We start from the raw sequence: 20,391 nt of genomic DNA, 5'->3' as shown, positions 1-20,391 counted from the left end.
TTAATGTTAATCTTAGCAGTAGCATGATGGCAGACAGTATGAAAAATATGCTTTATAATCAAAGTGATTTGGCAAGCTGCTCTATAATGGCATTAAACGCTTGGCATAACATTCAAAAACGGATGGACGCAACTGGTGGCAATGACACCTATCAAGGCTATTAAAACTATCTAAACACAGTTTTGAGACGGCAGTTGCGCCGCTCAATCAACCTTATTACCAACTAAGAGACGTAAACGGATGAACTTTTCGAGACAAGCCTTATTGGGCATTGGGATGATTATCGGCGGTAGCGTGATGCTATACGCCATGGTGCAACAGATTGGTGATAGTAATGAACCACAACCAGCGTCAGCAATGGTAGATAAGCCAAGCCCTGAGCAAGAGTCTCCTCAGCCGCTGACGACGGATATCGAGACTGAAAAACGTATCTTGGCAGAGAAACAAAAAGAGCGCGCTGCTCGTGTGGCTGAACAAGAAAAACGTGCCCAGCAGTTCTTAACTGAACAGGAAGCCGCTGAGGCGGAAGCATTGGCAAAAGCCCGTGCAGAAAGTCAGCAGTATATGGCCAGTAGTGCGGCAGCTGCTGAAGAGAGTGATAAATCCAAATCCGATGCGGAAAAAAATGACGCTACAACGCCAATAAAAAAGACTAGCGCTGCTGAGTCAGCTGAAAGTGAGACAAACACTGGCAACCAGCAAAAAGCTGCCCAAGCGCAACAAGAAGCTCAAAGGCAAGCGGCGATTAAAGAGCAGGCTGCCGCAAAGAAACTAGCAGACAGTAAAAAAGAAGCGGAAGCAAAAAGACAAGCGGAAGTTAAGAAACAAGCGGATGCTGCGGCTGAGAAAAAACAAGCGGCAGCAGAAGCGGCTAAGAATGAGCCACCAAAATCGCCTTCTGATTATCAAGTTAAAAGAGGAGATGGGCTGATTAAACTGGCGCGGCAATACAATATGCCAGTAGAAGTATTGGCACAAGCGAATAATCTGTCACCGTCGACATCGCTACAACTGGGTCAAAACATCACCATTCCATCACGTAAGCAGGTCGAGCGATTAGCACGTGAAGCGGCAGCGGCTGAGCAGGCACGTGAAGACAAGCGTCAGAAAGAAGAGGCTTTAGCCAAAAAATCAGCGGATGCTAAGCGTGAAGCACAGCAGAAACTCAGCGAAGCCCGTAAAGAAGTCAAAGAAACCGACGCCAAAGGCAGCTTTGGGGTGCAAGTAGCATTGGCAAACGATCAAGCCAAAGCGGATGAGCTGGCAAAGAAATTTAAATCCGCAGGCTACCAAGTTAAGACCAGCCCTACCAGCCGCGGGGTTCGCGTCATCGTCGGTCCTGAGCGCGGTAAAGTAGCGGCGTTAGCGTTAAAAGATAAAATCAATAGCGATCCCAAGGTCAATACGACCAGTGCTTGGGTTTTATACTGGCGCTAAAATAGTGTAAAAATCACTATAATCGGATGACTATTATTGCTAAATAAACAGCAGAGTCTTGGTTAGATGTTATTGTTTTATCTGAGTTTTATTCAAACACGACATTTATTGTCGTGTTTTTTGTTTTAGTGTTTGCTGATTGGCGTAAGCTTAGCTACGATGTGCGCCGATTGCCCCTGATTTTTTCTGTATAACGGGTCAGCCTATAAGGGCTGCCCTGTCGCAGTTGAGTATGTATGTCACTTTATGGAAGTCGTCCTACATATTTGGCTGCCTTAATCATGTATAAGGTAAAACCATGTCATTTGGTGTTATATTTTTAATATTGGCCGTTGGATTTTTAGGGCTGATTACTGTACCCAAGCTGTTGAAAAACCCCCCAGTTGTTGAGCCTGATCCAAAGCCAGTACGCGGCGATGAGTTGGCTATTTGGCCGTTTGCGCCGATGCCGATTATGACGGATACGGAAGTCATTTTCTTTAATAAGCTAAAAAGTGCGTTGCCGGAATATCATATTTTCGTTCAAGTTCAACTGTCACGCATTATCGAAGGCAATAGCAGTGAGGCCTCCGAGCGTAGCTTTTGGTTCAATCGTATCTGCCGTCAAAGCGTCGATTATGTGATTGTGGATATTGATGCTCAGACCACGCTGGTTGCTATCGAGCTTGATGATTGGACACACACGAGTAAAGCGCGTCAAAAGGCGGATGACAAAAAAGACAAAGCCCTTGCTAGTGCCGGTATTGCTATTGTGCGCTTTCACGCTGAGCGCATGCCAAGCGCAGATATGCTCAGGTACGAGCTGATGCAAGTGATTGAAAATTATTGATAAAGTGTCCTTGGTAGACAGTCAAGATTAGTCGCAACAACAGCATTTATTTTTTTGTGTAACATTGCTGTTATATTCTTTTACTTTATAGATAAATTGTTTAAATAAGAGTATTATTATTTTATTTTAAAGCAAACTTAAGTTTTCTAAATTAAGAGGCGCTTTTTTGAATTAAGGCATTATTTGCTTAATTAGATAAAGATTTTGGTGCTTCTCGTTTTTAAAACATTCTATAAAGGACTGTGTTATGAAATTTTTTAAATTGAGCGCATTAGCCTTAGCCAGCACGTTAGCGTTAGCAGGCTGTGGTGATGACAACAATAATAACTCTTCTGGTAATGGTACTAATACGCCAGATGTGCCAGTCAAACCGCCTGTCGATAATAGTTTGTCTGAGATCGAGCAAGCGAAAGAGATGATTCGTACCGCCAAGTTATTTGTCAGTGACAATAAAGCGGTTACAGATGCTTACGAAGATGTAAGTGATATCCTTACAGAAAAGCAAGATACACGTCTGGGTTATACCTTTGATATCCCAAGTGATCTAAAATACTATATGGAAGAGAATGATGTATCACAGCTCACGGCAGCTGATATCTTAGCATTAGCCAATGATGCAAAATTTGAGGTCGCATTAGGCAATATCACTTTAACGCCCGAAAATGGTTTTGTCGCAACGCTAAGTACTGACGGTAAGTTTACCTTGAATGGTACAACCAAAGTAGATGTCGAAGAATACGATTATGTGTATAACCCGCAAACAGGTTTGTACGGACCTGTTGTCGTCAATCAAGACAATTTTAAGGCAGCATTTGATGGTTTTGAAGATGCGTTAAGCTCAAACACCAGTACAGATAACTTTAACGGCAGCTTGGGTTTCAAGAGTATTAAAATTGGTACTGGCACTGATATCGTTGCCCTCAACTCAAGTACTAAAGGCGCAACAGTCAGTGGTCAATTCAGTGATAAAGTCTTGGTCAATGATGAGTTTGATATCAATGATGCAAATAGAGAAGGCATCACGCTAGAAAAGGCGGTCATCAAATTAAGCAGTCTGAAGTTGACGGCTAATGATAGCGTGATTGAAGCAAAAGATTTTGAATTTGCCGCACTGGATGTCAGCAGAAAGCTGGCAGATAACAGTCTGGTGGTTAGAACAATTCCTTATAAGTTTGCTATAACGGGCAAGATGACCAAGCAAAAACCGATGACTGATGTAGAGATTACACTGAATGCGACTGCCAATGACGCTGATATAAAGAAATTTATCATAATCGATGAAGTCGGTGATATCGAAGAGGCCGCCAATAAATACGTAGGTATGGAAATAGTATTGGCGATTAAGGGCAAGGTAACGAAAGAGAATACAACGACGATTCCACTTGATTTCCAAGCCAATCTTAAACGTACTGCTCGTAATGTTATTGAGCTACAAGGTCTGACTGCTAGCGTAGAGGGTAAGAAGCTATTTGTAACCGGTAAGTCAAGCTTAGATAATAACTATGATGTGGTTAGCACCCAGTTTACCGTTGAGCAAAATAAAGCGTCGATCAAGTTAAATGTTGATGCCAATGGTGATTTTATCAAAGATAAAATGGGTAAGCTTGGCGATATCATGGTTAACGGTAAGGACTACGGTGATTTAATGGATAATGATGGCAAAGTTACTGCCAAGTTTACTGATGATAGTTTAATTATTCTATAATCAAATCATGTGTCACATCGACTCTCAACCGTTGTTAGTAGCGATTGAGGTATAGCAACAAAAAAAAGAGACAGATTCCTGTCTCTTTTTTATGCTCTCTAATAAACGTGAGAAATTTATGCCATATAACGTTTCAAGTCTCTATGGTTTTTTACCTAAAAGCTTAGCATCGCATTTATACAGCCGTACCAAGTTAATCACTACGCCAGCGATTGCCGCTATGATGATATCCAGCGCTGCGGTTGCTGATAGTGCAGATATATCAGCTGCTGATACGAATTTTTATTTCTACCCCCAAGCGACAGGGTTGCTAGACAGTCATATTGCTCAGTCAAACGCGCAGATAGAGTGGAGTGTGATGGCAACGGCTCATAGTCCAACACAGCCTATCTCAGCATTTTTGGACGATTGGAGTGCACCGCTGGATTCGGGTGATCATGCTTATGCCCAAGGTCGGACGTCGCTTGAGATTCGTCCTGCGGACAGTGCGATTAGCTACGGTCTAGGTTGGCGTTATGATTATTTAATGACGTTTAGCAAAGAGACTGCCGAAGTTTATTGGCAGTATGAAAATAAACAGCCCTCAAGTACCAGTCAAACTTATCCGTTATTTTTGGAAGCCAAGCACAATGAAAGATTCGGTGCTAATATTGGTCTGACGCAGCAGCTCATGCCTAACTGGCAATTGACGACTCGGGCCAATCTCTGGCAAGGACTGCATGCATTAGAAGGTAAGATAGTTGGCGATTTAAGCACCAGAGTGTTACCAAATAATGAGGTGACAGACATACGAGACAGTTTGGATAAAACCAACGCTTACATCGATTATTACTATGATGAACCAGCTTTAGGGGAGGAAAACCTAGACTGGAACCCCGCGAAACCTTCGGGATATGGTTATTCGCTCGATTTGCAGCTCACAGGTCAGTTGTCTGATAGTACGCAGTTGTCTCTGAGTGGCTACGATATCCTTGGACGCATGCGCTGGAAAGACATGCCAAGCACTCGTTATGCATTGGATTATGACGTCAACGGCAGACCTCTCTATACGATTGAAGGGCAGCTTAGTACTGACCATGTCACACAGACATTGCCATGGAGAGTGGAAGGTAGCCTTCAGCATCAGCTAGACAGTCAATGGCAGCTCGGTCTACATGGTCAAGTGAATGACATTCAAGACTTGTATCAATTATCCGCAGGCTACCAAACGTCCAATGATGCTTTCCCCATTACGGTGACGGGCTTAATAGAGCCGCAAACGCAAGCATTGGGTCTCGCTGTAGACAGTCGCTATGCTGGCATCAAATTGCTGACTGACAGTCTCGATTCAGAAAAAGCCAAACGCAGTGAGATTAGTTTGTATGGACGCTATGCTTGGTAGCTTGATTCATTGCATTAATAAAGCAGATGGCTAAAGCGTCGATGTACATATAATGCGGTGGACGTTACTAAAATTTGTCATGCGTTTTGTCGCGCTGTTCAGGATAAATGACGATCGGACTATGACCTTCGAAGTATAGTCCTGTCGTAGGCATAGGCATTGCGTCGTTTAACCAAGCTACCTGCGGCTGTCGTCCATCATAGCAGTCGCGCCTAGTAAACCATTCGATATAATGGGCGGCTCGTAATGCCCTTATATCAATCTTCGCAAGATTAAGCTTATCATCTTTATCACACCATTCGTGCATCGGAAAGCTTGGTGCTAACCAAGATGGATAATTAAAGTTAGTGGTGTTGATTGGCAAAAAGAATCGCCCTTTAATCACCCCATAACGCTTATCAATGTTAACTTGCCCATGATTTTCGGTATCTACCCATACGGTACGAAACTGCTTGGTTTGCATATGGGTCATTTTGCGCTGTAGATTGTCATTGGAGTTAATTCCAACCCAGTTCTCAGGAGCAAACGGCGCTGAGCCCATAAAAAACTTAATCGCCAATTCCCAGTGTTCGGTGAGCTTGTCTTGATGATTGTATAAAATCAAATCAAGCTCGCCTGTTGTCTGCTTGCCATTATATAGCTGAATGTTGTTGGCAAGCGTCTCGTATGGATGCAACTTGCGTGCAAAGCCATCTTCTAGCCAAAACGATAGTAACCCTTCAAAATGAAAGCCCAAGCGATTTGGGCTAGGACGTTTTAATAAGTAGCGGGTCAGCTCTTGATAGTCTTTAGTGGTATCCAACTCTTTTAAGCGCGGCTGATACGCTGCAAACTGCGCCTGCCAAAAGCTGGCATTATGCACTGAAATCGCATGTGTATTCTCATGCGGTGCAAAGTCTATCCACTGTGTCAAGACGTTAGGACAAGCCAGCGCATAAGCCAAATCACGCACATAAGGTCGCTGGTATACGTCCCAAGGTGCGTCATCTATAAGGTAAGTCGAGAGGGGCTGAGCGATAGCCTCAGACATGGGTTGAACCTTCATAAAGTGGTACATTTACCCTAGCTGCTCGCTTGCCAAAAGTCTATAGTCAATCGTACTATGTTAAGATTGAAAGTATCTGGCAGCATATATTTTGCCGACTATTTAATAATAATGAGGATTAACTTATGAAATATCTTTTGCAAATCGACTTTCCTTATAGCGGACCTTTTGGCGATCAATTCTTTGAGTCTATGAAAGAGTTGGCTGAAGACATCGCAAACGAGAGCGGTCTAGTCTATAAGCTATGGACAGAAAACGAAGCAACGCAAGAAGCGGGCGGTATTTATGTGTTTGATAACTTAGAGGATGCCAACAGATACTTAGAGAAGCATACTCAAAGACTGACCTCATTTGGTTTTACTGATATTAGGTCTAAAGTATTTATCATCAATGAAGCGCTGAGTGCGATTACTAAAGCGTCTTTGTAGTAATAAATGAAGAAGAATTGAGCATAAAAAAGCCAGTCATTGGGTTCAATGGCTGGTTTTTTATGTGGATTTTCAACTTAAAATAGAATGTTAACGGTATAAAAATTAAGCTGGATATCAGGTGCATTTGATCGTAAAGGCACTAGGATAATAATCAGAAATTTCAATATAGCAAACGACCATTTGGGTGGCTTATTAAATAGCTTTTGGACTGTTGATTTTGTACTGGTTAAGACTCTAGCTTTTTCTAAGTGTTTCATGTCATAGCTCCATATTTGCCGTAACTTGATTGATACGGTTGGTATGGATTTATTCTATGAAATAGAGTTGATTAAGAAAATTCCCTAAACCTACGTTTATACAGATTAAGCTAGGTTGAAGTATATTTAAGTTATGACTTTGGTCTGCCTGCTTCACTAGCATAGCTAGGTGATACTTCTTTAATCCAAGGTCTTAGGTTGTCTATATGGTTAGGCAGTTCTTTAGAAAGGTTATACTCTATTAGCTTAGCCCATACTATGTTGCACATTTCCCCAATTTTTATTTTATTTTCAGTATCTTGAATCCATTGTTCCTCTGCTATATGTTTTGCAATTTCTTTTGCTAAGACTTTCTTATGACTGATACCTTTTCTAGCTTCAAATTTACCTTTATTTTCAATAGGTTTGTTATTCAAAGTTTCTTCTTCAAGGGTTAATAAGTCATTATGTAATATTATTATGTCGCTTAGTCTGATGTTAAATTCAGGGAAGGAGAAGTCACCTCTTTTATTGAACGAACATAAAAAAGGTGATTTTTCAGAAAACTCAGCTAAATCTTTGTCGTCTATAGAATCGATAACAAAGTAAAAAGAATCAATTTCGAGCAAGTGATATCTTTTATCTTCTACAGTTATCTTCCACTCTGCAAGTTGTCTCGGCTTAGATGGATCATCATTATAGTTAGGTCTTTGAATGAAGCCCTCGAACCCAAATAACAATATTTTATCGTTAGGATTATTACTCAACGCCATATTAGATAAGGTTTCCTTGCTCACTCTAAATAAAAATGAACCCATATATAAATCATCTATAATTCTATTAGATACGAATTTTTCTAATTTATTAAGACTGTCAACAATGGGCTTTAACTCTTCTTCAGGTAAACTATAAATGCTCGTATCTAAAGGAAGTATATTTGAGTCATAAAAATCTATTTGTAAGCGTAATGGCTTATTTAAAAGGTTATCCATACGAAAATAGATGAACGTATTAATATTCCTGCTAGATATTTTTTTCAACAGCTTTTTTGGAGTGATATTATTAGTTTTGTGCTTTCTATTTAAGTAGTCGCAAGCTTCTTGCAAGCTGTAATATTCTGCAGTATCAAAACTTAATGCTATATCGTTATTACTCATTTTCACACCTTTACACACCCTTAAATCAAAGTAGGTGCAAGGCAGTGCCAGCCCAAAGGTGCGTGATCGGCTGGCTTTCGGTTACTATGATGCCTTGCAAGATTTTTATTATTTTTACTTTATTAACTATCATACAACCACCTGCCAAATTTAGCACAAAAAAAAGCCAACCATTGAATCAATGATTGGCTTTTCTCTTTACTGCTATGTTTGGTCGGAACGGCAGGATTTGAACCTGCGACCACTACACCCCCAGTGTAGTGCGCTACCAGACTGCGCTACGCCCCGAATGACTGACTATTTTACGCAAAATTATGCATATTGCAAGAGCTATTTATTTTAGCCAAAATCTATAACCCCAATTTACGTATCACAGTCAGCATAACCAATCAGCAATTATCCTTAACCGAGTAGCTCTTTTAGGATTTGGTTGACTTGCTGCGGGTTCGCACTACCACGGCTGGCTTTCATGACTTGACCGACCAGACCGTTAAAAGCTTTTTCTTTACCGCCACGATATTCTTCAACCATGGCTGCATTCTTAGCGATGACGTCTTCAACGATGGCTTTGATAGCACCCGTATCGGTTTCTTGCTTAAGCCCTTTTTCTTCGATGATTTTGTCAGCGGCATCATCAGCATCGCCGCCTTCGCGCTCGTATAGGGCGCTAAAGACTTTCTTCGCCAATTTGCCAGACAAGGTGTCGTCTTTGATACGCGCTAGCATACCAGCCAATTGCTTGGCGCTGATAGGGGAGTCAGTGATTTCTTTATCATCTTTATTTAGCGCACCGAGTAGGTCACCCATCACCCAGTTGCCAGCCATTTTGGCATCTGCTTGCCCAATTTCTGCGACCACAGCTTCAAAGTAATCAGCAATTTGACGACTACCAGTCAAGATACGAGCATCATATTCTGATAGACCAAGCGCCTCTTCAAAACGGGCACGACGAGCAACGGGTAGCTCCGGCATTGCTGCACGAATGCTATCAACCGTATGCTGTTCGATACGCACAGGCAGTAAGTCAGGATCAGGGAAGTAACGATAATCGTTGGCGTCTTCTTTGGTACGCATCACACGAGTTTCGTCGCGCTCTGGATCATAAAGCATCGTTGCCTGCAGTACTTTGCCACCGTCCTCTAAAATATCAATTTGACGCTCGATTTCACGATTGATGGCACGCTCAATAAAGCGGAACGAGTTGAGGTTTTTTAGCTCAGTACGCGTACCCAATTCAGCACCAGGCTTACGGATAGAGACGTTACAATCACAGCGGAATGAGCCTTCTGCCATGACCGCATCAGAGATACCAAGCCACGTAACCAACTGATGAATGGCTTTGATATAGGCAAGCGCTTCATGAGCAGAGCGCATATCAGGCTCAGAGACGATTTCAATTAAAGGCGTACCAGCACGGTTAAGGTCAACACCCGTCATACCATCGACGGCATCATGTACAGATTTACCCGCATCTTCTTCTAAATGTGCGCGGGTGATGCCCATACGTTTTGGATATTCGTTCTTTTCCCCTTCATTGACCACCACGTCGATATAGCCTTCGCCAACGATAGGGTTGGCCATCTGAGTGATTTGATAGCCTTTAGGCAAATCTGGATAGAAGTAGTTTTTACGGTCAAACGTATTAAATAGACCCAACTCAGCGTTAACACCGATACCGAATTTTAAGGCACGATCGACCACGCCAGCATTGAGAACTGGTAATACGCCAGGTAAACCCAAGTCGACAATGCTGGCTTGGCTGTTTGGCTCATGGCCAAAGTCAGTTGGCGCACTTGAGAATATTTTACTCTCTGTATTGAGCTGGCAGTGAATCTCAATGCCGATGACCACTTCATAACCATCAACGAAAAGCTCTTTACGCACGGCATGCTCGCGCACGGCATTGTTATCAGTAGTAGCTGTACTCATTATACCGTCTCCTTTGCGATGGTAGAGTGTTGTAGATGATGGTCGGTATGCTGCTGGAATAAGTGAGCAGTCGTGAGTAATTGGCTCTCTTGCCAATGCTTACCGATTAATTGTAAGCCAACAGGCAAACCTTCTGAGGTTAGACCAACTGGCTGACTGAGCGCAGGTAGACCTGCTAAGTTGACCGCGATAGTATAAACGTCACCCAAGTACATGGTCGCAGGATCAAGGTTGTCAGTAAGCTTGTAAGCAGCGGTTGGTGCTGTTGGGCTAGCAATCACATCACAGCTAGCAAAGGCTTCATCGAAGTCTTTGACGATTAAGCGGCGGATTTTTTGTGCTTTGGTATAGTAAGCATCAAAGTAGCCAGCCGAGAGCGCATAAGTGCCGGTCAAGATACGGCGCTGTACTTCAGGACCAAAGCCTTCAGAGCGTGAACGCGTGTATAGATCGAGTAGATCGGTTGGATTCTCACAGCGATAGCCAAAGCGTACACCATCGAAGCGTGATAGGTTTGATGATGCTTCGGCAGGGGCGAGCATGTAGTAAGTGGCAAGGGTAATCTCAGGGTCAGTGATATTCACCTCCACAATCGTCGCACCCAGCTCTTCATATTTTTTCAGAGCAGCACGTACGGCTGTTTCTACCTCAGCGTCTAGTCCAGCACTAAAGTATTCTTTGGCAACACCAATGCGCAAGCCAGAAAATGGCTTATCACCAGCCGCGCCTTCAGCATCATTGATGTCTTGTACGTAGTCAGGCATGTCATATTTGATAGAAGTCGCATCGCGTGGATCGTGACCAATCATTGGCTGCAATAGATAGGCACAATCTTTAGCGCTGCGCCCCATGCTACCAGCTTGATCCAGACTTGAGGCATAGGCAATCATACCAAAGCGAGAGACGCGACCATAGGTTGGCTTGATACCGGTTAAACCACAAAATGAGGCAGGCTGACGGATAGAGCCGCCAGTGTCACTGCCTGTTGCGACAGGAGTAAAACCAGCGGCAACGGCTGCTGCACTACCACCTGATGAACCACCAGGGACGCGCTCTAGGTTCCAAGGGTTCTGCACAGTGCCATAGTAAGAGCTGCTGTTGTCTGAGCCCATCGCGAACTCATCCATATTGAGCTTGCCTAAACTAATCATGCCTGCTTTGTCGATATTAGAAACGATGGTAGCGTCATAAGGCGAGATAAAGTTATGCAGCATCTTAGAGCCACAAGTCGTCAGTACACCTTGAGTACAAAAAATGTCTTTGTGCGCCATCGGTACGCCAAGTAATGGACGCTGATCGCCTTGTGCGCGCATCTCGTCTGCTGCCTTTGCTTGCGCGCGTGCTGTCTCAGAAGTATGAGTGATAAAACTGTTTATCTTGCCATCTAACGCATTGATGCGCTTGATATAGTGTTCGGTTAATTCCGCGCTGCTAAATTGTTTGTCTTGCAAGCCCGTAATAAGCTGCTGGGTACTTAATAAATGAAGTTCTGACATAAGGTGTCGTCCGTCAAAATGTGAATAGCATAAAGTAAAATAGAGTAGCGGTTAAAGCAGCGCGCTGCTTATTCAATCACTTGTGGAACCAAATATAAGCCATCTTCAACAGCTGGGGCGACTGACTGATTGCGCGCGCGGTTGATATCGTGTTTGGCCACATCAGCCCGCAATTCTTGGCAAGCTTCATGAATGTTTGCTAAGGGTTTGATGCCTGTAGTATCCACGTTAGATAGCGTATTCATAAGTTTTAATACTTTACTAATATCGTCGGCATAGCTATCGGCTGTGCTTTCATCGACACCCAAACGTGCAAGGTTGGCAACTTCTAGGATTTCTTCACGGCTGACGTTGCTGTCAGACGTTGCTGGTTGCTGTGACATAGTTTCTCCAGTGAAGGACAGTTTTTGTTAGAGTAGAATGCGGCTAAAATAGGCAAGCATTAGATATAGATAATTATTAACACAAACTAAAACAAGGGGTTTATCTTAAGATGTATATATAGTGGCTTTATTATAAAGCATCTGGCTTAAGTTTACAGAGCATGACGCTTGATTGATGCACAATATCAACCAAGATGGCATGATTTGCAAAATTGACCGTATAATTCACGATTGATTCTCAATTGCTTACCCATTACGTTCTGAAATACGTTACAGTATGCACCTGTGCTGCTAAGCAAAATTATCATTTGCCTGTAGAGCCTTGTTAGTTATTGAATTAAATGATGTTTCATTAAGTCGAATGGTGTTTACTGCTATTTTAAACTTTGTAACAACTTTTAGCGTTTAAGACCAAAATCCTGACTTACTGATGCAAATATCTGTGTTTTTTTTGAGCCAAATCGGTATAATTTAGCTCAGTTTTTCCATTTCATCATTATTGCTTAGGTTTGACTTGTTGCGAGGTTCAAATTTCGCCATAAGTGATGTCTAACGACGACCTGCTCAACGCTGACGAGTAACGCCTCAGTCAATCTCATTCGCCTCATTCGCCTCATTTGTAATACGCTGGAAATATTAGTCATGAACCTGTTTGGATTTTTATCAAATAATATCGCTATCGACCTCGGTACTGCGAACACTCTCATTTTTATTCCTAATAAAGGCGTCGTACTTGACGAGCCTACGGTGGTTGCGTTACGAAGTAATCGTACACAAAATCCTACCGTTGCGGCTGTTGGTATTGATGCCAAGCAGATGCTTGGTCGTACACCTGCCAATATTACAGCGATTCGCCCATTAAAAGACGGCGTGATTGCTGACTTTGAAGTGACGCAAAAAATGCTCAAGCATTTCATCACGAAGGTAAAAGCCAAGCGTTTTATGGCGCAGCCTAATGTGGTGGTTTGTGTGCCTTGCAAATCTACTCTGGTTGAGCGTAAAGCGATTCGTGAAGCGGTATCTTCGGCAGGTGCGAGTAAAGTACTATTGTTAGAAGAGCCAATGGCTGCTGCCATCGGTGCTGGCTTGCCAGTTCATGAAGCCAGCGGTTCGATGGTGGTTGATATTGGTGGCGGCACGACGGAGATTGCCGTTATCGCGTTATCTGGTTGCGTTTATGCTGAGTCGATTCGTATCGGTGGCGATATGTTTGATGACGCTATTATCACCCATGTGCGCCGTACCCATGGTTGTGTGATTGGTGAGACGACAGCTGAGCGTATCAAACACGAAGTTGGCTCTGCTTTGAATGAAGACAGTCAGCTAGAAGTCGAAGTTCGCGGTCGTAGCATGGCAGAAGGCGTGCCAAAAACCTTTACTGTCAACTCAGAAGAAGTACAAAAAGCCCTGAGTGATCCGCTAAGCGGTATCGTTAGTGCAGTGAAAGCTGCACTTGAGCAGACGCCACCTGAGCTTTCATCAGATATCGCAGAGCGTGGTATTGTCTTGACGGGCGGCGGTGCGCTGTTACGTGATTTGGACAAATTAATTTCAAGAGAGACAGGTCTACCTGTGACCGTTGCTGAAGATCCATTGACTTGTGTTAGCCGCGGCGGTGGTATTGCGCTTGATTTTATCAATAACAAAAGCTTGAACATGATTTTTGTTTAGATTGCTTTAGTTAAGCACTGCGGTATTGATAAATTATCTTCGTCGTGCTTGATGATAGCTTGCGTAAAAATAGTGGGTCAAAACAGTATAAAATTAAAGGTAGCCAGTTGCGCTGCCTTTAATTGCATTAATCAACTAGAACCCAGTACTGGCTACTGCTTATTTTATAACTCCTGAGTTAGACGACTTATGACCCCAAGTATTTTTGCGCGCCAGCCGTTAGCACTTCGTAAGACTGCCATTGTATTAATAGCAGCTCTAATACTGATGTGGTTCGATAGCAAAAATTCAGAATGGTTTAATCCAGTACGTAGTACCAGTCATGCCGCTATGCAGCCTATTTATGAGCTGTCACTGTTACCGAGTTATGCCAAGCATTGGGCAGGTGGCAGCTTACAGTCTAAAGAAGCGCTGCGCCGCGAAAATATGCAGCTAAAGTCGCAACTGATCCATGCGCAAGCCAAGTTGCAGCAGCAAGATTATATTTTGGCACAAAATGCGCGGCTGCAAGGTATTTTATCAACGACCAAGCCTGAACAATTTGATCTTAATTTGGCACAGGTAATCGGTACAGACACCAACTTACTCAGACAAATCGTGGTGCTCAATAAAGGCGTTCAAGACGGGGTTCAAGTTGGACAAACAGTGATTGATGAGGACGGTATTTTAGGGCAGATTATTAATGTCTATCCCAATACTAGTCGCCTACTATTGATTACTGATGAGCAGCAATCAGTTGCAGTTACAGTCAAGCGCACAGGTCAACGCGCTATCGTGACAGGGCAAGGTATACCAACCTCATTAAGCCTTGACTATGTATTCAAAACCTCAGACGTGCGTGTGGGTGATGAGCTGGTGTCATCAGGATTGGGTGGGCGTATTCCAGCAGGGTATCGTGTCGGGCGTATCGCCCATATTAAAGATACTCAAGCCGATAACTTTAGAAGTATAGAAGTGACCCCAGCAGCGAACTTTATCGATAATGCGTATGTATTAGTCCTGCAAGATAAGCTGGTGAATAAAAATAATATGACTCTCAATGACCGTTAAGAAGTTAGGCGCTCAATACGTAAGCACCAATCAGATAATGGCTGGCATCTATTTATTAACTGGTCTGTTTGTCGATACATTTTTAGCCATGGTTTTTATCCCATCAATGCCCACTCATGCTTTAACAGCAGCCATCAATACATTCGTTAAGGTAAGTACCCATGTCGTATCCTGATTCTGAGAATGCAACGGTACTACTGATTGCTACCATCATTCTAAGTTTTGTTATTGCGTCATCGCTTAATGTCTATCCGTTAAGTCCTAGTATGGCTACCTTACGCCCTATGGTCATGATCATGGTGTTAATTTTTTGGTTGTTATTTCAGCCACGCTATGTTGGTATTTTTACAGCATTTACCATCGGTCTCATTGCTGACTTACTCATGGATACCCATTTGGGACAGCAAGCCTTTGCCGCCGTGGCAGTCGCCTTCTTCATAAAAATAACCAGTATTTATATTAGGCAACTAAATACCATCAGTGCATGGTTATTAGCGAGCTTAGGATTGGTTGTTTTTCAATTATGTTTATGGATATTGCAGATGTTTATCCAGAATGTCTTTGTCGCACAATCTGCCTTATCACTGTTGATGAGTATCATCAGCTGGCCATTGGTACTACTGGCTTTGCGCAAATTCGCGTCATAAGAAAAATTCTGCTGCCAACCCATAAGATTGTAGCGCTGGTGTTTATTAATCATGACTAACTAATATTAATGCACTAACAGGCAGCAGTTTTCGGTAGTAGGTAGATAAATACAGATATAAAGAGAGTAGCGATGGATATTATTTTAGCTTCTGGTTCGCCGCGCCGTCGTGAGCTGTTAGAAAGAGCACAACTAGAATTTAGCACATTGAGTGTAGATGTCGATGAAACAAAGCATGATGATGAGTCACCTACAGACTATATCGAGCGCATGGTCGCCACTAAAGCTGAGGCTGCCATACAGCAACTAGCATCACGCTTGAAAACGGATAAAAGCTGTTTTTCTGACTCACTTATCATTCTAACGTCTGATACCATCGGTGTGCTGGCAGATGGTCAAACAGTGCTGGTCAAGCCAGTCGATCGTGAGCACGCTTATAGCATGTGGCAACAGATGTCTGATAATGTCCATGAAGTATGGACAGCAGTTCAAGCAACTTATGTATCATTATCTTCTAAAGTGGCTAACAGCTCAACTCATGAACCAGTATTTCAAATCATTAATCAGCAACGAATCACTGAGCGTACCGAAGTGACCTTTATAGCGCTCACTGCAGAGATGATGAGTAACTATTGGGAAAGTGGCGAGCCTGCTGATAAAGCGGGTGGTTATGGTATACAAGGTTTGGGTGCTATTTGGGTCAGCCGTATTAATGGGAGCTATACCAATGTCGTGGGTTTACCACTTCCACAAACGCTGGCGTTAATTAAAAACGTCACAGATATTAGTGTCAAGTAAAATACGAGACAGACCCTGATGGAGATTGTTTGTCTCTCAGAGATTGGTTGTCACTCTAACCTGCTGCACATAATAACACGCGAGAGTAATGGGCGAGAGCCAGCTGCATTTGTTACACTATAAAGGTAATAGACGATGAACGTCTAACAAGAAAGCTGAGAGATAAGAGAAAAACATTATGTCCGAAGAGCTGCTGATTAATATTAGTCCAATGGAATCCCGTGTCGCAGTTTTAGACAATGGCATCTTGGGCGAAATTTATATTGAACGTCATCATAAATTGGGTCTGGTCGGCAATATCTATCTGGGTACAGTCGTACGCGTTTTACCTGGTATGCAGGCAGCATTCGTTGATATCGGGCAGTCGCGGACAGCATTTTTACATGTCAATGATATGCAGCGTGAGCCGCGTCCAGTAGCAGAAAATAAAAGTAAAGCGGCTGACAATAGCGATAAAAACTCGGATAGCAATATAGAAGATGCTGTGGTAGAAAATAGTACTGATAACTTGGCTGTCACGCCACCGGTGGTTAGTATACAAAATACCGAAGTCATCCCTGTGTCTAAAACGTTGATTCAACATCGCTTGCATGAAAGCCAACGTATTTTAGTGCAAGTGACAAAAGATCAGTTGGGCAGTAAAGGCGCTCGCTTGACCACCAATATATCCTTGCCATCTCGCTATTTAGTGTATCTGCCCTCAAGCGAACACATTGGTATCTCTCAGCGCATTGATGGCGAAGAAGAGCGCACTCGTCTGAAGACTGAGCTTAGTAGCCTGATGCAAACGGTCAATCTAAAAGGCGGTCTCATCGCTCGTACCGCTGCTGAACGTGTCCCTGTCGATAAGCTTGAAGAAGACATTTATTATCTATTGCAGCTGTGGCGTACCATCTGCGCGCGTCGCCAAGAGATGAAACAACATCAAAGTTCTGAGCTTATTTATCAAGAGCTATCATTACCGCTGCGCTCTATCCGTGATTTGGTACACGCGGATACCGAGAAAGTCATCATTGATAATGCACAAATTTATGAACAAGTCAGATCCTTTGCCAAAGAGTTTGTGCCTTTTGTCTATGACCGCATTGTCCATTATACCGCTGAGCCATCCTTGTTTGATGTCCATCGTGTCGAAGATGATTTGCGTGATGCTTTAAAACGCCGCGTAGATTTAAAATCAGGTGGCTATCTGATTATCGACCAAACAGAAGCGATGACCACGATCGATGTCAATACGGGATCATTCGTAGGCGGGCGTTCGTTAGAAGATACGGTTTATAAAACCAATCTTGAGGCAACTCATGCAATCGCCCGTCAGCTGCGTTTGCGTAATCTAGGCGGTATTATCATCCTAGACTTTATTGACATGCTTGAACAGCAGCATAAAGATGATGTGTTAGAGAGCCTGCAATCACAGCTAGTACAAGACTATGCCAAAACTAAGATTACTCAGGTCAGTGAGCTTGGGTTGGTAGAGATGACGCGTAAACGTACGCGTGAGTCGCTTGGACAGCAGCTATGTGAGCCGTGCTCGACCTGTCAAGGACGCGGCTTTGTCAAAACGGCTGAGACAGTGTGCTTTGAGATATTCCGTGAAATCATGCGTTGTGCTCGTACTTATAACTCTCCCAAGAAATTTACGGTCGTTGCCCATGCCGCAGTCATTGATTTACTTCTCACTTCAGAGTCAGACACGGTGGCAGATTTAGAGTATTTACTTGGTAGAGTGATTACCTTTGATGTCGAAAATCTCTATACTCAAGAGCAATATGACATTGTTTTGGATTGATGTTTCATAGCTTTAGATTAACAGTGTATAGTTATTGATTCATATAAGCGTGATTATTAAGCACAGATACTGTTGTTTACATATTACTGTTTATAAAGGGTAATATCCTAATTCGCTACAGATATTACCCTTGCAATGACTGAAATACTATGTATAATATACACCACTGAATTATATATGCGCCGCCAATCAAACAGCGGGCGCTATGACAGCTAGAGCATCGTTTCTAGCACTATTTCATTATGCCTTTGCTGACATCCTATAATGGAAGGGTCGGCGGGGCTTTAAACTATTTTGCTTTTGGCACGCTACAAGTTCGGATAAAGAACTCATTCTGGTTAAGAACAGAAGGCCGCTTGAAGTGAATATTTAACCAAACGGCTTTTGATCATATCTTTGCAAAGCAAAAATGACAAAAGCACATATTAGGAGCTTGCTGGCATGGCTAACCAGAGAATCCGTATCCGTCTTAAGTCTTTTGATCATCGTCTGATTGATCAATCTGCACAAGAGATTGTTGATACTGCAAAGCGCACCGGTGCGCAAGTTTGTGGTCCTGTACCGTTGCCGACTCGCATTGAGCGCTTCAACGTTCTAACTTCACCACACGTAAACAAAGACGCTCGTGATCAGTACGAAATCCGTACTCATAAGCGTATGGTTGACATCGTTCAACCTACCGACAAAACTGTGGATGCGCTAATGAAGCTTGACTTGGCGGCGGGTGTTGACGTTCAAATTGCTTTGGGTTAATGCACATAAACACCCAACCCATTAATATAAGATATAAAGAGGTCTAAAATGGCGATCGGTTTAGTCGGTAAAAAATGCGGCATGACCCGTGTCTTCACTGAAGCAGGCGCATCTATCCCTGTAACAGTGGTTGAGATCAGTGCTAATCGCATTACTCAAGTAAAAAATACTGATGTAGATGGCTATCAAGCCATCCAAGTTACCACAGGTACCCGTCGTGACAGCCGCGTAGCAGCAGCTCAAAAAGGTCACTTCGCTAAAGCTGGCGTTGCCGCTGGTCGTGGTGTTTGGGAATTTCGTGCCAATGATAGCGATCTTGAAGGTCGTGAAATTGGTGGTGAGATCCTAGCTGACTTGTTCGAACAAGGTCAGATGGTTGATGTCACAGGTAACAGTAAAGGTAAAGGCTTTCAAGGCGGCGTGAAGCGTCACAACTTCAGCATGCAAGATGCCACTCATGGTAACTCAGTATCTCACCGTGCCATTGGTTCAACTGGTCAAAACCAGTCACCAGGTAAAGTCTTCAAAGGCAAGAAAATGCCAGGTCAGATGGGTAACAAACGCGTTACCGTTCAGGGCCTAGAAGTGATATCGGTTGATGTTGAAAAAGGGTTACTTGTCATCAAGGGTGCTATCCCAGGTGCCACCGGTGGCGATGTCATCGTACGTCCGTCAGTCAAAGCCTAAGCAAGGGGATTAACGTGGATTTAAAAACAGTTACAGGGGCGGCAGTTGAGCTTTCTGATACGGCTTTCGGTCGTGAATTCAACGAAGCACTAGTGCATCAAGTCGTCACCGCATATCTTGCTGGTGCTCGTCAAGGTACACGCGCTCAAAAAACCCGTGCCGAAGTTTCTGGTGGTGGCATTAAGCCATGGCGCCAAAAAGGTACTGGTCGCGCTCGTGCAGGTTCTATTCGTAGCCCAATCTGGCGTGGGGGCGGTCGTGCATTCGCGGCTAAACCACAAGATTGGTCACAGAAAGTTAACCGTAAAATGTATCGCGGTGCTATGCAGTGTATCTTAGCCGAATTGATTCGCCAAGAGCGTTTGATTTTGGTCGAAGAGCTAAGCGTTTCTGGACCTAAGACTAAAGAGTTGATTGCAAAGTTAGGTGAGTTAAATGCATCACGTGCATTAATCGTCACTAAAGAAGTTGACGAAAACTTATACTTAGCTGCTCGCAACATCCCACATGTCAATGTACTTGATACAAGTGAAGTGGATCCAGTGAGCTTGATCGCTTTTGATAAAGTGATCATGACAGTCGAAGCTGCGAAACAATTTGAGGAAGCACTAGCATGAATAACGCAAGACTTTATCAGATCCTAAGAGGACCTGTATTCTCAGAGAAATCTCAAATGCTTGGCGACTCACTTGGTGTGCAGGTATTTAAAATTGACTCTAACGCTACTAAGCTTGAAGTCAAAAAAGCGGTTGAGATGATGTTTGAAGGTGTTGAAGTATTAAAAGTAAACACTTTGAATGTTAAAGGTAAGACAAAGCGTTTTGGTAAAAGTATCGGCCGTCGTAATGACTACAAAAAAGCCTACGTTACCTTAAAAGCTGGTCAAGATGTACAAATGGCTGATGCTGGTGAAGAGGTCGCGAATACGACTGCTTCTACTAGTGAAACAGCGAACAACGAATAAGGAT

The 20,391-nt window shown here is 43.2% G+C and carries 20 protein-coding genes and 1 tRNA gene; 15 read left to right on the top strand and 6 right to left on the bottom strand.

The genetic code is table 11. The features are described from left to right. Nucleotides 1-38 precede the first annotated feature (38 nt). The 5 genes from C8D84_RS13965 (at nucleotide 39) to C8D84_RS08715 (ending at nucleotide 5,352) form a co-directional block, all read left to right on the top strand. Nucleotides 39-164 (top strand): hypothetical protein, encoded by a 126-nt coding sequence (locus tag C8D84_RS13965; protein ID WP_265090312.1) that lies wholly within the window; start codon nucleotides 39-41, stop codon nucleotides 162-164. A gap of 76 nt (nucleotides 165-240) precedes the next feature. Next, nucleotides 241-1,437, top strand: coding sequence for an SPOR and LysM peptidoglycan-binding domain-containing protein (locus C8D84_RS08730; RefSeq protein WP_109591496.1), 1,197 nt, complete (start codon nucleotides 241-243; stop codon nucleotides 1,435-1,437). Nucleotides 1,438-1,735: 298 nt separating this feature from the next. Beyond that, nucleotides 1,736-2,266: a DUF2726 domain-containing protein gene (locus tag C8D84_RS08725; RefSeq protein ID WP_109591494.1), complete on the top strand. Its 531-nt coding sequence runs from the start codon at nucleotides 1,736-1,738 to the stop codon at nucleotides 2,264-2,266. Between the two features lie 247 nt (nucleotides 2,267-2,513). Beyond that, nucleotides 2,514-3,971, top strand: a complete 1,458-nt coding sequence (locus C8D84_RS08720; RefSeq protein WP_109591492.1) for a hypothetical protein — start codon at nucleotides 2,514-2,516, stop codon at nucleotides 3,969-3,971. Between the two features lie 118 nt (nucleotides 3,972-4,089). Further along, a complete protein-coding gene (locus C8D84_RS08715) occupies nucleotides 4,090-5,352 on the top strand; it encodes a DUF5723 family protein (protein ID WP_146192887.1) in 1,263 nt (420 codons plus the stop codon). Between the two features lie 67 nt (nucleotides 5,353-5,419). Here C8D84_RS08715 and C8D84_RS08710 read toward each other — a convergent pair whose 3' ends face one another. Further along, a complete protein-coding gene (locus tag C8D84_RS08710) occupies nucleotides 5,420-6,382 on the bottom strand; it encodes a DUF1853 family protein (protein WP_109591488.1) in 963 nt (320 codons plus the stop codon). A gap of 140 nt (nucleotides 6,383-6,522) precedes the next feature. Here C8D84_RS08710 and C8D84_RS08705 point away from each other — a divergent pair, with 140 nt between their 5' ends. After that, nucleotides 6,523-6,825: a monooxygenase gene (locus tag C8D84_RS08705; protein ID WP_109591486.1), complete on the top strand. Its 303-nt coding sequence runs from the start codon at nucleotides 6,523-6,525 to the stop codon at nucleotides 6,823-6,825. Between the two features lie 391 nt (nucleotides 6,826-7,216). Here the strand turns inward: C8D84_RS08705 and C8D84_RS08695 are convergent, their stop codons facing one another. The 5 genes from C8D84_RS08695 to gatC all read right to left on the bottom strand — a co-directional run bounded on the left by C8D84_RS08695 (nucleotide 7,217) and on the right by gatC (nucleotide 12,029). Further along, nucleotides 7,217-8,221, bottom strand: a complete 1,005-nt coding sequence (locus C8D84_RS08695; protein WP_109591482.1) for a hypothetical protein — start codon at nucleotides 8,219-8,221, stop codon at nucleotides 7,217-7,219. A 211-nt stretch (nucleotides 8,222-8,432) separates the two neighbouring features. Further along, nucleotides 8,433-8,509, bottom strand: a tRNA-Pro gene (locus tag C8D84_RS08690). A 114-nt stretch (nucleotides 8,510-8,623) separates the two neighbouring features. After that, complete coding sequence (gene gatB / locus C8D84_RS08685; protein WP_109591480.1) at nucleotides 8,624-10,150, bottom strand: Asp-tRNA(Asn)/Glu-tRNA(Gln) amidotransferase subunit GatB; 1,527 nt, start codon at nucleotides 10,148-10,150, stop codon at nucleotides 8,624-8,626. Further along, complete coding sequence (gatA, locus tag C8D84_RS08680; RefSeq protein ID WP_109591478.1) at nucleotides 10,150-11,646, bottom strand: Asp-tRNA(Asn)/Glu-tRNA(Gln) amidotransferase subunit GatA; 1,497 nt, start codon at nucleotides 11,644-11,646, stop codon at nucleotides 10,150-10,152. Before gatA ends, gatB begins: the two co-directional genes overlap by 1 nt. A 68-nt stretch (nucleotides 11,647-11,714) precedes the next feature. Further along, the gene (gene gatC, locus C8D84_RS08675) at nucleotides 11,715-12,029 is read right to left on the bottom strand and encodes an Asp-tRNA(Asn)/Glu-tRNA(Gln) amidotransferase subunit GatC (RefSeq protein ID WP_045446594.1); all 315 of its coding nucleotides are present in this window, start codon (nucleotides 12,027-12,029) and stop codon (nucleotides 11,715-11,717) included. Between the two features lie 633 nt (nucleotides 12,030-12,662). Here gatC and C8D84_RS08670 point away from each other — a divergent pair. The 9 genes from C8D84_RS08670 (at nucleotide 12,663) to rplW (ending at nucleotide 20,387) form a co-directional block, all read left to right on the top strand. Beyond that, complete coding sequence (locus tag C8D84_RS08670; RefSeq protein WP_055125266.1) at nucleotides 12,663-13,700, top strand: rod shape-determining protein; 1,038 nt, start codon at nucleotides 12,663-12,665, stop codon at nucleotides 13,698-13,700. A gap of 189 nt (nucleotides 13,701-13,889) precedes the next feature. After that, nucleotides 13,890-14,750: a rod shape-determining protein MreC gene (mreC, locus tag C8D84_RS08665; RefSeq protein ID WP_087814671.1), complete on the top strand. Its 861-nt coding sequence runs from the start codon at nucleotides 13,890-13,892 to the stop codon at nucleotides 14,748-14,750. 161 nt (nucleotides 14,751-14,911) lie between these two features. Beyond that, nucleotides 14,912-15,397 (top strand): rod shape-determining protein MreD, encoded by a 486-nt coding sequence (mreD, locus tag C8D84_RS08655; protein ID WP_045446600.1) that lies wholly within the window; start codon nucleotides 14,912-14,914, stop codon nucleotides 15,395-15,397. Nucleotides 15,398-15,528: 131 nt separating this feature from the next. Continuing rightward, entirely contained in the window at nucleotides 15,529-16,194 is a 666-nt protein-coding gene (locus tag C8D84_RS08650; RefSeq protein ID WP_109591474.1) for a Maf family protein, read from the top strand. 178 nt (nucleotides 16,195-16,372) lie between these two features. Beyond that, nucleotides 16,373-17,983 (top strand): Rne/Rng family ribonuclease, encoded by a 1,611-nt coding sequence (locus C8D84_RS08645; RefSeq protein ID WP_109591473.1) that lies wholly within the window; start codon nucleotides 16,373-16,375, stop codon nucleotides 17,981-17,983. Between the two features lie 441 nt (nucleotides 17,984-18,424). Then, nucleotides 18,425-18,736 (top strand): 30S ribosomal protein S10, encoded by a 312-nt coding sequence (gene rpsJ, locus C8D84_RS08640; protein ID WP_010196670.1) that lies wholly within the window; start codon nucleotides 18,425-18,427, stop codon nucleotides 18,734-18,736. A gap of 48 nt (nucleotides 18,737-18,784) precedes the next feature. Continuing rightward, nucleotides 18,785-19,423, top strand: coding sequence for a 50S ribosomal protein L3 (gene rplC / locus C8D84_RS08635; RefSeq protein ID WP_055125271.1), 639 nt, complete (start codon nucleotides 18,785-18,787; stop codon nucleotides 19,421-19,423). A 14-nt stretch (nucleotides 19,424-19,437) separates the two neighbouring features. Next, nucleotides 19,438-20,040 (top strand): 50S ribosomal protein L4, encoded by a 603-nt coding sequence (gene rplD / locus C8D84_RS08630; protein ID WP_045446611.1) that lies wholly within the window; start codon nucleotides 19,438-19,440, stop codon nucleotides 20,038-20,040. Next, nucleotides 20,037-20,387 (top strand): 50S ribosomal protein L23, encoded by a 351-nt coding sequence (gene rplW, locus C8D84_RS08625; RefSeq protein WP_010196677.1) that lies wholly within the window; start codon nucleotides 20,037-20,039, stop codon nucleotides 20,385-20,387. Before rplD ends, rplW begins: the two co-directional genes overlap by 4 nt. Nucleotides 20,388-20,391 lie beyond the last annotated feature (4 nt).

This window comes from Psychrobacter immobilis (genome assembly GCF_003148585.1).
Lineage (GTDB): Bacteria > Pseudomonadota > Gammaproteobacteria > Pseudomonadales > Moraxellaceae > Psychrobacter > Psychrobacter immobilis.
This window is presented reverse-complemented; position numbering and strand designations above follow the sequence as displayed.